General features: G+C 56.8%; 12 protein-coding genes. 3 read left to right on the top strand and 9 right to left on the bottom strand.

Going from position 1 to position 13,318, the window contains the following annotated elements; all coding sequences use genetic code 11:
* Positions 1–36 precede the first annotated feature (36 nt).
* The 6 genes from betA to choX form a co-directional block, all read right to left on the bottom strand.
* Positions 37–1,692, bottom strand: a complete 1,656-nt coding sequence (betA, locus tag ACR1XY_RS22270) for a choline dehydrogenase (protein ID WP_480596601.1) — start codon at positions 1,690–1,692, stop codon at positions 37–39.
* Between the two features lie 10 nt (positions 1,693–1,702).
* Positions 1,703–3,154, bottom strand: coding sequence for a betaine-aldehyde dehydrogenase (betB, locus tag ACR1XY_RS22275; protein ID WP_480596603.1), 1,452 nt, complete (start codon positions 3,152–3,154; stop codon positions 1,703–1,705).
* Between the two features lie 62 nt (positions 3,155–3,216).
* Positions 3,217–4,269 (bottom strand): choline ABC transporter ATP-binding protein, encoded by a 1,053-nt coding sequence (gene choV, locus ACR1XY_RS22280; protein ID WP_480535153.1) that lies wholly within the window; start codon positions 4,267–4,269, stop codon positions 3,217–3,219.
* Positions 4,270–4,272: 3 nt separating this feature from the next.
* A complete protein-coding gene (gene choW / locus ACR1XY_RS22285) occupies positions 4,273–5,106 on the bottom strand; it encodes a choline ABC transporter permease subunit (RefSeq protein ID WP_480535152.1) in 834 nt (277 codons plus the stop codon).
* 1 nt (position 5,107) lies between these two features.
* Entirely contained in the window at positions 5,108–6,022 is a 915-nt protein-coding gene (locus ACR1XY_RS22290; RefSeq protein WP_480535151.1) for an alpha/beta fold hydrolase, read from the bottom strand.
* A gap of 17 nt (positions 6,023–6,039) precedes the next feature.
* A complete protein-coding gene (choX, locus tag ACR1XY_RS22295; protein ID WP_480535150.1) occupies positions 6,040–6,966 on the bottom strand; it encodes a choline ABC transporter substrate-binding protein in 927 nt (308 codons plus the stop codon).
* A gap of 64 nt (positions 6,967–7,030) precedes the next feature.
* Here choX and betI point away from each other — a divergent pair, with 64 nt between their 5' ends.
* A complete protein-coding gene (betI, locus tag ACR1XY_RS22300) occupies positions 7,031–7,729 on the top strand; it encodes a transcriptional regulator BetI (protein WP_480596607.1) in 699 nt (232 codons plus the stop codon).
* A 316-nt stretch (positions 7,730–8,045) separates the two neighbouring features.
* On the opposite strand, the gene ACR1XY_RS22305 is transcribed toward betI, so the two are convergent.
* The 3 genes from ACR1XY_RS22305 to ACR1XY_RS22315 form a co-directional block, all read right to left on the bottom strand.
* On the bottom strand, positions 8,046–8,999 hold the full coding sequence (locus ACR1XY_RS22305; protein ID WP_480596609.1) for a LuxR family transcriptional regulator: 954 nt from the start codon (positions 8,997–8,999) through the stop codon (positions 8,046–8,048).
* A gap of 207 nt (positions 9,000–9,206) precedes the next feature.
* Positions 9,207–10,475 (bottom strand): helix-turn-helix domain-containing protein, encoded by a 1,269-nt coding sequence (locus ACR1XY_RS22310; protein WP_480596611.1) that lies wholly within the window; start codon positions 10,473–10,475, stop codon positions 9,207–9,209.
* 366 nt (positions 10,476–10,841) lie between these two features.
* Positions 10,842–11,336, bottom strand: a complete 495-nt coding sequence (locus ACR1XY_RS22315; protein WP_480596613.1) for a hypothetical protein — start codon at positions 11,334–11,336, stop codon at positions 10,842–10,844.
* Between the two features lie 383 nt (positions 11,337–11,719).
* Here ACR1XY_RS22315 and ACR1XY_RS22320 point away from each other — a divergent pair, with 383 nt between their 5' ends.
* Both ACR1XY_RS22320 and ACR1XY_RS22325 read left to right on the top strand, forming a co-directional pair.
* Positions 11,720–12,076, top strand: a complete 357-nt coding sequence (locus tag ACR1XY_RS22320; protein ID WP_142638830.1) for a hypothetical protein — start codon at positions 11,720–11,722, stop codon at positions 12,074–12,076.
* Between the two features lie 48 nt (positions 12,077–12,124).
* Positions 12,125–12,538, top strand: a complete 414-nt coding sequence (locus tag ACR1XY_RS22325; protein WP_271951189.1) for a thermonuclease family protein — start codon at positions 12,125–12,127, stop codon at positions 12,536–12,538.
* Positions 12,539–13,318 lie beyond the last annotated feature (780 nt).

A 13,318-nucleotide genomic window follows, 5' to 3' on the forward strand; every position in this document is an offset into this window, starting at 1 on the left:
GGGAGGAGCATCAGACGCGCCGCAGGAGAGGCCAGATCAACGCTGACTGCTCTCCCAATCCGGATGGGTCCAGGGTTTGGCATTGGACGGTGCCAGACGCTTGCCAAGGATGTGGTCCGCCGCTTTTTCACCGGTCATGATCGATGGGGCATTCAGGTTGCCGTTGGTAATGCGCGGGAAGATCGAACTGTCGGCCACGCGCAGCCCCTCGACGCCGATCACGCGGCAATCCGGGTCGACAACGGCCATCGGATCATCTGCAGCCCCCATTTTGCAGGTACCGCAGGGGTGGTAGGCGCTTTCGACCTCATGGCGGATGAAATCGTCCAGTTCGTCGTCGCTCTGGACCGCGTTTCCGGGCTGGATCTCGTGTTTCACATAAGGCTTGAACGCGTCCTGCGCGAAGATTTCCCTGGTCAGACGGATGCAGGTCCGGAACTCTGCCCAGTCATCCTCATGACTCATGTAGTTGAACAGGATCTTGGGGGCCTCTTTGGGGTCGGCGCTGCGCAGGGTGACAGTGCCGCGCGATTTCGATCGCATGGGCCCCACATGCGCCTGGAAACCGTGCCCTTCGGCAGCGGCCTGACCGTCATAGCGTACCGCCATCGGCAGGAAGTGGTACTGGATATCTGGATAATCGACGCCCGCTGCCGACCGGATGAAGGCCGCGCTTTCGAACTGGTTTGATGCCCCCAGGCCAGTCTTTGTGAACAACCACTGCGCACCCAGCGCACCTTTCCAGAACAAGTTCCAGTATTTGTACAGCGTGATCGGTTGGCTGGCCGCCATCTGCAGATACAGTTCCAGATGATCCTGCAGGTTCTGACCCACGCCGGGGCGGTCCGCGACGACATCAATCCCGTGTTCGGCCAGATGCGCCGCCGGTCCGATGCCCGACAGCATCAGCAGTTTTGGCGAATTGATGGACGAGGCCGAGATGATCACCTCGCGTTTGGCGCGGATGGTCTCGGTTTTCGATCCGCGTTGCAGCTCGGCACCGGTTGCCCGGCCGTCTTCGATGATCACCCGGTTTGCCAGCCCCTTGACCAGCGTGCAGTTCGGGCGTTGCAGGGCAGGTTTCAGATAGGCATTTGCCACCGACCAGCGCCGTCCTTTCCAGACGGTCTGCTCCATCGGGCCAAAGCCTTCTTGTTGTTCCCCGTTATAGTCGCCGGTGACCTGATACCCGGCCTGCTTCCCGGCATCGACAAAGGCGTGGAACAGCGGGTTCTTTCGCGGGCCGCGGGTGACATGCAAGGGGCCGTCATTGCCGCGCCATTCTGGGTCGCCGCCATGGCCGCCGTCATGCCAGTTTTCCATCCGCTTGAAATAGGGCAGGACGTCGGCATAGCTCCAGCCCGCAGCGCCGCTGTCGGCCCAGTGATCAAAATCCTTGGCATGGCCCCGGACATAGACCATCCCGTTGATCGACGACGATCCCCCGATCACCTTGCCGCGCGGGCAGGCCAGTTCGCGCCCGCCAAGATGTGGCTCGGGCTCGGACGAAAAGCCCCAATCATAGATCGACATGTTCATCGGATAAGACAGGGCCGCGGGCATCTGGATGAACGGGCCCGCATCGGTGCCACCATATTCGATGACGATCACGGATGATCCGGCCTCGGACAGGCGGTACGCCATGGCGCATCCCGCCGACCCTGCACCAACTATGACAAAATCTGCCTCCATGGAATCCTCCTTAGAACGGTGCTTCGAGCGAGGTCATGCGGACATAGACCGACTTGACCTGGCTGTAATGTTCGATCGCGGCCTTCGAGTTTTCCCGGCCCACGCCTGATTGCTTGACGCCGCCAAACGGCGCTTCGACCGGGGCATCGTTATAGGAATTGAGAAAGCAGCTGCCGGCTTCAAGCTGGGCGATCACACGGTGACCGCGCTTGAGGTCATTGGTGAACACCCCGGCGGCCAGACCGAAATCGGTGGCGTTGGCGCGGGTGATCACCTCGTCTTCGGTGTCGAAATCCAGCACTGCCATCACGGGTCCGAAAATCTCTTCCCGGGCGATTTTCATGTCGTCTTTGACATCGGCGAAAACCGCAGGCGTGATCCAGTTGCCCGGTTTGTCGATCCGCTCGCCGCCACAGACCAGCCGTGCGCCTTCTTCCTTGCCCGAGGCAATGTAGCTGAGCGAAATCTCAAGCTGACGGGCGCTGACCAGAGGGCCGAAATTCGTCGCCTCATCCTGCGGGTCGCCGATGATGGCACCGGCCAGCCGTTCTTGCAGGCGGGCCAGAAACGCCTCTTTGATGCCGTTCTGCACGAACACGCGGGTGCCGTTGGAACAGACCTGACCTGAGGAATAGAAATTCCCCAGAATGGCACCGCTGACGGCCTCTTCCAGATCAGCGTCGTCGAAAACGATCATCGGTGACTTGCCGCCCAGCTCCATGGTGACATGTTTCATGCCTTCGGCGGCGGCGGCATAGACTTTGCGCCCGGTCGGGACCGACCCGGTCAGCGAGACCTTGTCCACCCTGGGATCCGTGACCAGCGCCGCGCCGATCTCGCCCCGGCCCTGCAACACGTTGAACAGGCCAGCGGGCAGGCCCGCCTCGGTCAGGATTTCGGCCACTTTCAGCGCGCATAGCGGGGTTTCCTCGGACGGTTTGAAGATCACCGCATTGCCACAGGCCAGCGCGGGCGCGGCTTTCCAGCAGGCGATCTGGGTGGGGTAGTTCCAGGCGCCGATACCAACGCACAGGCCCAGCGGCTCGCGCCGCGTATAGACCCAGTCTTCGCCCAGCTGGATATGTTCGCCGGTCAGGCTGGCGGCCAGCCCGCCGAAGTATTCCAGCGCATCGGCCCCCGACGTGGCATCTGCGACAGTGGTTTCCTGCAGCGGCTTGCCAGTGTCATAGGTTTCTAGCACTGACAATTCGTGATTGCGCGTGCGCATGATGTCGGCGGCCCGGCGCAGGATGCGCCCGCGCTCGGTGCCGGACATCGCAGCCCAGTCCTTTTGTGCTGCCCGCGCCTGTGCAATGGTGCGATCAACGAGTTCGGCCGATGCTTCGTGCAGATTGGCAATCACCCCGCCGGTTGCCGGATAGATGACATCCAGCGCCTCTCCGCTTTCGTCCTCGACATAAGCCCCATTGACGAAATGGCTGGCAGTGGGTTGCGCGATCATGGTCGACACCTCCGATGCAAATTGGTCAGCGACGCCAGAGAGATAGCCCCCGGCGCCGGTTGTTACGCCGCGACTTCGGCCTGTTGTGTGCGCAACAGGCAGCTCAGCGCGGCCTTGACGTCAATCTTGCCGATTGGCCCGTCCGCCCCCAGAACAATGATTTCGCTTTGCTCTTCTATGAGCATCGAAATGATGTCCTTTAGGGGCGTCGTGTCAGCGATAACCCGGGCGTCCGCAGGAACGGGGCCGGAATGCTCAATCATGATCTCCATCGCGCGCAAGACGTTCAGCGGGTTCATATGGGCCACAAACTCGGCGACATACGGCGTCGCGGGATTCAGGACGATGTCCTGAGGTTCCGCACATTGCACGATGCGACCGCCTTCCATGATGGCAATGCGAGACCCAATTTTCAGCGCCTCATCCAGATCGTGGCTGACGAAAACAATCGTACGGCCCAGCTTTTGCTGAAACTCCAGCAATTCATCCTGAAGCTTGTTGCGGATCAGCGGATCAAGGGCCGAGAACGGCTCGTCCATCAGCAGGATCGGCGCTTCGGTGGCAAAGGCGCGGGCCAGGCCCACACGCTGTTGCATGCCGCCGGACAGTTCCTGAACCTTGCGGTCGGCCCAATCCTCAAGATGCACCAGTTCCAGCTGTTCGCGGGCGCGTCGCAGACGCTCGTCTTTGTCGACACCAGCGACCTCAAGCCCATAGGCGACATTGTCGATCACAGTGCGCCAGGGCAGCAGCCCGAATTGCTGAAAGACCATGGCAACGCGATCCCGGCGAATTCCGCGCAGAGCCTTTTCGTTGGCCTGCACGATATCCACCAGGCCGTTTCCGGTGTTGACCTCAACTTTGCCGCGCACCACCGGGTTCAACCCGTTTACCGCCCGCAGCAGGGTTGATTTACCGGATCCCGACAGGCCCATAAGCACCAGAATCTCGCCGTTCTTGATATCGATTGAGCAATCATGAACGCCCAGAACCTGTCCGGTCTGTTCCTGAATTTCCGCGCGCGACATCCCCTTGTCCATCATCGGCAGGGCGGTCTTCGGTTCATTGCCAAAGACGATGTTCACGTTGTCGAAACGTACCATTGTGTCAGTCATCGGTCACGGGCTCCCTCTTTTGAACATCCGGTCGAAGATGATGGCGACCAGAACGATTGCGATGCCGACTTCGAACCCTTTGGCGATATTGACCGAATTCAGCGCCCGCAGCGTCGGAACACCCAAGCCGTCGGCTCCCACAAGGGCGGCGATCACCACCATGGACAGTGACAGCATGATGGTCTGCGTCAGACCGGCCATGATCTGTGGCAGCGCATAAGGCAGTTCCACCTTCCACATCAGCTGCAGCGGGGTCGACCCAAAGGCCTTGCCGGCTTCGATCAGTGACGTGGGCGTCGAGGTGATCCCCAGATGGGTCAGACGGATCGGAGCGGGTATGGCAAAGATCACCGTGGCGATCAGGCCGGGCACCATACCCAGACCGAACAGGATCAGCGCCGGGATCAGGTAGACGAATGTGGGGATCGTCTGCATCAGGTCCAGGATGGGTTCCATGATCCGGTACAGCCAGGGTTTGCGAGCGGCGGCAATGCCAAGCGGCACGCCCAACCCCATGCAGACCACAGCAGCAGCAAAGACCAACGCCAGAGTTTCAGTCGTTTCGACCCAGTATCCCTGGTTGACGATCAGCAGCAGCCCAAGCGCCGTGAACAGGGTAAAGCCAATGGATTTCCGAACCAGCCAGGACAGCGCGGTTATAACCGCGATCACCACAAAGGTGTTTGGTGCTTGCAGCAACCAGAGCAGGGCGAGGATGATCCCCTCAAGAACTGCGGAAAGGCCATCGAAAAACCAGAAAAAGTTATCGGTCAGCCATTCGACAAAGATCTTTGCCCATTTCCCAATCGGAATTTTATAGGATTCCAACCACTCCATTTCAGGTCCTCCCTCCTGCATGTGCCGTTGTTTGCTGGTCCTGAGGGTCAAGTGTCTTCCTCAGCCAGTTTTCGAGATATTTGATGGCCTGCGGATCCAGGGCATGGCCCATGTCTTCGCACAGTACGAATTCGGAATTGGCGATAAGCGCATGCGCCTGATACGAGCTTTCGGGCATCACGCAGCGGTCCTGCGCACCGGCGACGATCAGGGTTGGTGCCGTGATCGACTTTAGTTCGGGCGTCCGGTCGCCGGACCCATTGAGCGCAAGCAACTGCCGGGCATATCCCCCGGACGAGAACCCGCCCTGGATCATGTCCAGCGCCGTCGCGCGGGCGTCTTCTTTGGTCAGCGGTGTCGGATCGGACCACCAGATGAGGTCATCGGTCAACCAATCGACAAATTCGGTTTCAGATACGAACGGGCGCGCGGTGCGCTTAAAACGGTCCCATGCACCGGGCGGCGCTGGGATTTCTGCCTCGCCTGCGCTGCTGCAGATCTGTGCCAACCCGGTGACGCGCGAACCAAGCTTGGCTGCGACCAGCTGGGCGATCATGCCCCCCATGGAAAACCCAACCGCGGCAAATTGATCAACGCCCAGGGCATCGACGCAGCGCAGGACATCGTCGCGCATGTCGAACAGCGTGTAGGGGGAGCGGTGTACGGTTGGCTGCGATTCCAGCAGTCTGAAGGCTTCGGGGTCGATATCCGGCCCTGCCCGACCAGACCGCCCCATATCGCGGTTTTCGACGCAAACGACGTGAAAGTCCCGGGCCAGGCTGTCAATCAGGCCCTGGGGCCATTCCGGCAGCTGCATTCCCAGCCCGAGGATCATCACGATGCACGGCGCGGCTTTGTCGCCGTGCATCTCGACATAGATGGGGCAGTTTCCGGCGATTGTCTGTTGGATAGGCATCGCTCACCCCGCTTTGATTACAGGCCCAGATGCGCCCGGACTGCGTCCAGACCGCTGCTGCCATCCAAGGTGGTCACGCCATCAAGCCAAGCGTCCAGATACTCGGGATGCGCCTTCAGAAGCGCGGCACCAGCCTCGTTCGGGTCCATGCCATCTTCCAGGATATAGCCCATGCCTTCGCTTTCCATCGGGATGTCGAAGGTCATCTGGGTTACCAGCTTGCCGATATTCGGGCACTCTTCCAGATAGCCCTTACGCACTTGGGTATGCACGGTTGCGCCACCGAAGTTCGGGCCATAGAATTCGTCGCCACCGGTCAGGTACTCGATTTCAAACTGGGTGTTCATCGGGTGCGGCGCCCATGCCAGGAACACGATCCAGTCTTCTTTGCGCTGGTTCTTCTTGACCTGTGCCAGCATGCCCTGTTCCGAGCTTTCGACGACTTTCCAGCTGCCCAGACCGAAGGCGTCCTTGCCTACGATGTCCAGCATGATGTCGTTCGAACCGGGTTCGATCCCGTACATCTGGCTGTCGAACTTGTCGGCGTTTTCCACCAGATGTGAAAAATCGGTCACGCCCGCTTCGTAGACGTATTTCGGTACCGCAAAGGTGAATTTCGCGCCTTCCAGATTCTGGTGCACCGTCTCGATGTCGCCGGTATCGCGATAGGCCTGATAATAGGTTTCCATCGCCGGGTCCCAGTAGCCCAGGAATACATCCAGATCCTTGCCGACCATTGATTCATAGATCACTGGAATACCCAGAACATCGCTTTCCGGCGTATATCCCAAACCCTCCAGCACGGTACTCGCGACACCGGTTGTCAGGGCCAGATCGGTCCAGCCTGGCTCGGCCATACGCACAGTGTCACAATTGGCGGCGGCTTGATGGGCGCAAACGGCCAGTACGGAGGCCATGGTTGCGCTGCGGAGTGTCATTTGCATTCGTAATTCCTCCCAGTGGTCTTTATACTGACCCTATGGTCAATAAACAGACCATACGTTTAAATTGACCGCAGAGTCAACTAAATCTATTCTCGGTCAAAAAGAGGGCCCAATGGGACGTAAAAGCATTGCCGAAATTCGCCGTGAAGAATTCGCTGCCGCAGCATTCGAAGTGCTGTCCTTACACGGTATGCAAGGCACGACCTTGCAGCGTGTCGCCGAGCATACCGGCGCCTCCAAGGCCAGCGTGCTGCACTATTTTTCGAACAAACAGGCCCTCATCGAAACCGCCATGCGCCGTGCTAATGCTACGCTGCGCAAAGAGGCGGTCGCCTTCCTGTCTTTGGCAGCGACGCCCTGGGAACGCTTCTATGCAATTATCGAAGCGAATTTCTCTCCTACCACCTTCAGACCAGAGGTCGCGCATGGATGGATTGCCATGTGTGCCGAGGTTCCGCACAACCCCCAATTTCAACGCCTGCAAAACGCGATTTATCACCGCCTGCACAGCAACCTCTATTCAGCGCTGAAGGAGACCGGGGCAGAAGCGGTAAAGGCCCATGTTACCGCGCATACAGTCAGCTTGCTGATTGACGGGTTATGGATGCGCTGCGGTTTGCAGATTGGCGGGCTCAACCGGGACGAAGCAATGACTCAGATTGAAACTGTGATTGAACAAAGCTTTCCAAATGACATGGACCGAATGGCGGCCAGGGAAAAGATGTGCACCATCGCCCAGGCATTTGTGGCGAGCAAAGTCTAGATCAAAGATTGGGTAGCTTTTGCTGAGATACTGAGAATTGGATTCTTTAATCTCCTCTAGGCTTCAGTAAGACACTGTATATCGGAATTGGAAGTAGACAGCGTAAAAACCGCTTTTTTCGAGAAGTGGCAGCCTTTCAAATAAATCATGCCTAATCCTGTTTTGCGGCACACATGCAAAACAATTTCGAAACTCGCATCCGCTTCAACCTAACTTGAAGCTTGCAAGTCAGCCACCAAATGGCGCGTAGGCGAAATTATGTGAAACTTGCACCCGTCCGCATCATTGCAAATCAAACGGCGCATGTGGCCTAAACTCAGAGATACCTAATCCACACTTTTTGATCCGGGCTGAGCCCGAGTTCTTCACGGATCCCTTCAGCATCCAAATTGAAGTCTTTGGCAATTTCTTGGACCTGAACCGCCTGAAAGCTATCCAGATTCCGCACCGTCCGACCTTCTTCGAAGGTGATCAACTCGTGTGATCTTCCGGACCAACGCACGATCCCGCCGCAAAGGGTCTGTCCTTCAGCATCCGCAAGTTCGGCAACCGGGTCGGCAAAGAAGTCGGTCCATTTGAGAATACCTGTGCTGACAGCGCGCGCCACCGCCTGTTCTGTTGTCCGACACTTGAGTTTGGTGACGATGGAAGATGTCAGAGCGTGCACCATTCTGGAGGAGAGCCCCGTTTGGCGGGAAATGACGGATGGGATCAATCCCGATGCGAGCATCTTGAGAACATTCATCTCCTGACCGGACAGAGCGTCTGTGGGAAAGTTGAAGACCGTGTCAATCACATCAAGCGCGAGTAAATGCAGGACCTGCGCTTCATGCCGCAGGGCAGGGAGCATTCTCACGACCAAGGCGTCCCAGTCGGAACGGAGCAGATTGGACGTAACCGTAAAAACGCCACGCTCGCCAAACGGATTGATAACCGGAATAGAAAGGCCGTTCTGACCCACACCAAATTCCCTGGCAGCATCGAATAGCGGTGCGTGTTCACGCTGATCATCAAACACAGCCCAATCCATTGGTGCGATCATAGTGGCGCCAAACCGAATGAGGGGATCGACCAAAACTAGGTCGTTATCGACGTAGTGCCGGACCCATTCGGCTGAAAACGTGGTGCAGCCGTGGACAACGTTGTGATGTTTGTCGATATGGGCATAGGAAGCATTTTCCAATCCAAACCTTTGGCAAATCTCCTGGAGGCGTGCCTCCCCCGATTGCCTGAAATCCAGTTCAGAATTGCCAATATCCGCGATTTTCATTGATAATCTTCCTGTTCCGCGTCGCCATCGAGGCCGCGTAGCAACCTAAAGCTGAACAAACCACTCGGGAATTCCCGTAGCCAATCACAGATTTGAATACAGTTCTGTTCTGGAGACGGAAACAGAGCGGAAACCTGCTGATGAGACGCGTGAATTTGAGAAGCCGGCGGCGTACGCACCAACAAACCAATAGAAGTTCGCGCAGTCCTAGCGAAGCCCACTTTCCTCCTCCCGCGCCCTTCGGGCCAACAGGCCCATGAAACTGGAAATCAGGTTCAATTCACCACGCTCATCGGCCTGCACCATACCGCGCAGATATCCGCCCGGATTAACCATTGGCGGCAACCGTGGATCGCTAAGCCTCGCGTCTGTGATCAACCCGGCCAGGATTGCACCCATCAAGGTCAATCGGTCAATCGCCGAATGCCAGGCGGAGACATTGGTACCGATCTCTGAAAGCCGGGACCAAACGCCGGTTTCAATCGCGTAGAGGGTAGGGTTGAAATTCTGGGCGCCGCTTCCAGCGATATCGATTTGCATACGAAGCTCGGGAGATGCCAGGTCATACAGGATGCGGTTATTCACCAGAGGCAGTTTTTGGGACTTGTGTGGGGCTATCTCCGTCGGATGATTGCTTTCTAAGCAATGCGGAGGGCCGTCTGGCCCGGAGCCAGAACAATCTGGTTCCGAGGCTTTTGCCGAGGACATTTTCTCCTCGCCATCGGCGTTACAGGACAGAATTCTTTCTTCAATTTGATCTTGTATAGGGCACCCGAAACTGGCTTCGGGCTCACCCGAAATTTCACCGGGTTTTACAATATGCTCTTCGATCCGCTTCCAAAACTCATGAGCCGCCTGAACATGTGATCTGAGGGCATCCAATGACAGGTATTTCAGCTTGTCCGCGCGCGGCCAGGACCGAAACGCGTCCATCTTCGCGTCGAAACCTTCAGGAGTGCAGGGGAGTGATTGAATTATTTCCAGGCTATGTTTCACATATCGGTAAAGCCGTGATCGATCCCCGCGTAGCTCGTCATGCTCTTTCTTCTCGGCCTTGCTTCGCACGTCCGCGTCGCGCATCTCGGGAATGAGATTCAGGGCAGGGGTCAGGAAAAGGCCAAGCCCCTTGCGCTTACACCGCGCGCCATTTGCCCCAAGCCGGCGTTCGATCAGACCAATCCTTTCCAGCTCACGTTCATGATTGTGGATTGTCCGATCGGTCAATCCACGCCCTGCGATCAGCGTTTCCTGACGCGCGTAGCAAAAGGGTTCCTGGGACGGGTCTCGAAACGCGTATGGCGAGATCATATCGATGATGATCTCTAAGGTGCGAATACACTGGGCCGATGCGCGTTTGATTTGGGCATAGCGCACGCAGAGCTGCCGAAACCTGTCACGGTTCCAGCCTTCGGGAAGGCCGTTGTGGAAGCGTGAATTTTCGCGGTGATGGGCGGATGCGATCTGCCGAAAGCTCATTGTATTGGCTTCCCTTGGCAAAGGTCAGTGTTGGCATCGCGGCTTCGCGGGGCAGGGTATTCGGTATGGTTCAGGGGTCTCATGGTCTGCTTCTCATTGAGGAAGCAAGGCAGGTTGGACCTCAGCGAATAAACACAGAAAAACCGTTCGCACAGATGCGTTTATCCTTGTCAGAATTTTGGGAGTTTCCTATAAATCAGGTGATCAAACTTGACTTAAGAAGATCCCCGCTGAGGCCCCGCCTTGCGGGGGTTTTTGTTTCTGGGATTAAGTTTTTCCTCCGGACCAATCGGCCTGGTTTAAAAATGCAGCTGGTGATTTTGGTGGCATAGCCAGGAGCAACGAGTTGTACCGCAGGTAAGAACCTCAGTATCGGATGAGCTCGTAGTCGCTGAACCCAAATGTGTCGGTCCACTCAACACCAACACCACGGAAGTAGCTGGGAGGTTCACAACGATTGCCGAGTGGTAGCCAAGAAGGGATTGGGGCAGGAGCGCGCTCGGACCATTGAAAGCTTACGTTGTCGTCATAGCTGCCAACGACAAGATCAAGCGAACGCTCGCAGTCGCCCTCTCGCGACCGAGGGCGATAGCTGTAGTGGCGCACATCCCAAACCCTGATGGACCTCACAACGTCGAAATCGGAAGAGGAAAGATCGACGCTGATCGGGGTGGCTTGGAAACCGTCACCGTATTGGCCGTGATGTGACTGGATCTCTTCTAACGAGATCGCTGCGTCTACTAGTAATGGCTTGGCGGTGTCATCCGATGGAAGCTCTGGAACTGGGCTGGCACTGGTGCGCTTGATGGCTTCCAACCGTTCCATAGGACCCAAGTCCGAGGGGCTGTGTGACGTATTCATCGGACAGCGCCAGAGTTGCAGCGGAGGTTCGACCGGGTAGGGTGTGATGCGCCGAATGAACTCTGCCTTGGCTGCGACGCAATCAGTCGAACTTGGCCAACCTCCGGCGAGGCAAAGGAATATGGCACAGTCAATTGGATAGGCACTGGCCTGCGTTGCCGGCAGTGCAGCGAGTGCAACTGCAAGGGCCTTCGCGCGAGTTCTATTCCTGGATTTTGAGTGTTTCAAGATGGTCTCTCCTGCTTGCGAATCTCCTAAGCAATATCCGGCCAATATATTTCTGACAATCCTATATCGTATATTGGCGTGTTTTCTTATATTGACGTAGATTGTGTTTTAGTCCACAACTTTTGGATGTAGAAGACGGCCCATAGGGGGTCGTCATGGCGGACAACAAGAGACAATACACTGTGGTAACCATCGAGATGGTCCGGGGCCTGAAAGAAGATCAGGTTCCCTTTACATGCCGCTACGAATTTATCGGACTCGCTTCCCTTGGACGACCTAAGTACCACTGCATTTACAGCTCGCCGAACTATGTCGGGGCCTTGTGCAAGTCGAAGATCTCTCGAGCGGGCGCTGAGCCCAGAGAGTTCGATCTTTGGCCGGGGCTTTTTAAGCATCACCAGGAATTTGGCGACGGGCGCATTCTCTGCGTCAAATCAGATTACACGATCGAGTCGATTACCCCAGAGGGTCTCGAAGCAGCTCAGGCCTTGGACGCGAAATCCAAAACCTGATCGGTCACGTTCGAGAACTCAGTTCATCAAAGTACTGGGGCAGGGCACATGAAGCGACTCTTGTTTCTCAGCGCTGTACTCGCGTCTTTGTTCATTGCTGCTGCTTGGATTGAACCATCAAAACAAACAAAGACCCTGAGCGCATCCGAGGTGATTGCCGTTGATGGTGACACGATCGACCACGGCGACGATCGCTACCGGCTCGTCGGTTTCGACACACCTGAGACCTACCGGCCCCAATGCGCAGCTGAAAAGGCTCTGGGCTTGAAAGCGAAAGCAAGGCTGACAGTGCTCATCCAGACGGCGGACCAGATAGAGCTGGTCATCCAACCAGATCTGGACGTGCATGACCGCTTCCTAGCGGTTGGGCGTGTGGCTGGGCAGGACGTCGGGGCCATCCTGATTTCCGAAGGTCTTGCGCGACCCTATAACAGTGGCAAGCGCCGGTACTGGTGCAGCTGAAGGAAAGGATCAAACAACGACTTGATGACCAAAAAACGAAACTATTGAGCAGTGAGCGGTCCTGTCGATTGCGCCAACAACCGACAGGACAAGAAACGCCCCAAATCCATCCGGGCATTCCTCCAACATCAAGAGAGAACTGTACTATGGTAAAAACAGTAGTCCTAGATGCCGATCCTAGATCGGACAGCACCGCGCCAGAGTCAATGGGTGCGACCCTGGACAAGGTATCTGCACCTCCGACCGCTTAGCGCTGTCTGACGATTTGGGCGAGCGGGACATCCCGACATTCCAGCCAGACCACCCGACTAAGGGACCCGAACCAGACATTGGTTTTTGCGGCGCCACTGAAGGTTCAGTGCTGTGTCCCTGCACCCAATTTCCAACCGCCCAGATGGCCTGATGTCGAACCCCATAATAGTAATTATGTTAAAACTAATGACCTATTTAGAAGAACGGAAAGGGTATCGCCTTGGCCTTCGAATCTTGGCTGAACTACATAACAATGAGTGATGTTCTCCGCGGGGAACTCTCTTCGATGCATGTGGTGCTACACCGAAGAGAGAACGTGGTGAGCTCCAGATGGGGCTGTATCCACCACCTATCAGACTCCGCCAATCAAAGCGAAGCGGCAACGATAAATCTACCCAAGCCAATCCGTTCAAAACAACGCGAAATCAATTCCGGTAGACCGCGTTGCACGAATAGCGCTTGAGCCGCATTTTCCCCTTTCCCCGGTTCGCTATGCGACACGTTCATAGGCCGCACGACCGAGATGGG

The organism is Ruegeria sp. AD11(2025), assembly GCF_056542405.1.

What these genes read in the sequence shown, in the direction of transcription:
- betA (WP_480596601.1), bottom strand. Translation starts at nt 1,692, where the DNA reads ATGGAGGCAGATTTTGTCATAGTTGGTGCAGGGTCGGCGGGATGCGCC.
- betB (WP_480596603.1), bottom strand. Translation starts at nt 3,154, where the DNA reads ATGATCGCGCAACCCACTGCCAGCCATTTCGTCAATGGGGCTTATGTC.
- choV (WP_480535153.1), bottom strand. Translation starts at nt 4,269, where the DNA reads ATGACTGACACAATGGTACGTTTCGACAACGTGAACATCGTCTTTGGC.
- choW (WP_480535152.1), bottom strand. Translation starts at nt 5,106, where the DNA reads ATGGAGTGGTTGGAATCCTATAAAATTCCGATTGGGAAATGGGCAAAG.
- ACR1XY_RS22290 (WP_480535151.1), bottom strand. Translation starts at nt 6,022, where the DNA reads ATGCCTATCCAACAGACAATCGCCGGAAACTGCCCCATCTATGTCGAG.
- choX (WP_480535150.1), bottom strand. Translation starts at nt 6,966, where the DNA reads ATGCAAATGACACTCCGCAGCGCAACCATGGCCTCCGTACTGGCCGTT.
- ACR1XY_RS22305 (WP_480596609.1), bottom strand. Translation starts at nt 8,999, where the DNA reads ATGAAAATCGCGGATATTGGCAATTCTGAACTGGATTTCAGGCAATCG.
- ACR1XY_RS22310 (WP_480596611.1), bottom strand. Translation starts at nt 10,475, where the DNA reads ATGAGCTTTCGGCAGATCGCATCCGCCCATCACCGCGAAAATTCACGC.
- ACR1XY_RS22315 (WP_480596613.1), bottom strand. Translation starts at nt 11,336, where the DNA reads ATGAATACGTCACACAGCCCCTCGGACTTGGGTCCTATGGAACGGTTG.
- ACR1XY_RS22320 (WP_142638830.1), top strand. Translation starts at nt 11,720, where the DNA reads ATGGCGGACAACAAGAGACAATACACTGTGGTAACCATCGAGATGGTC.
- ACR1XY_RS22325 (WP_271951189.1), top strand. Translation starts at nt 12,125, where the DNA reads ATGAAGCGACTCTTGTTTCTCAGCGCTGTACTCGCGTCTTTGTTCATT.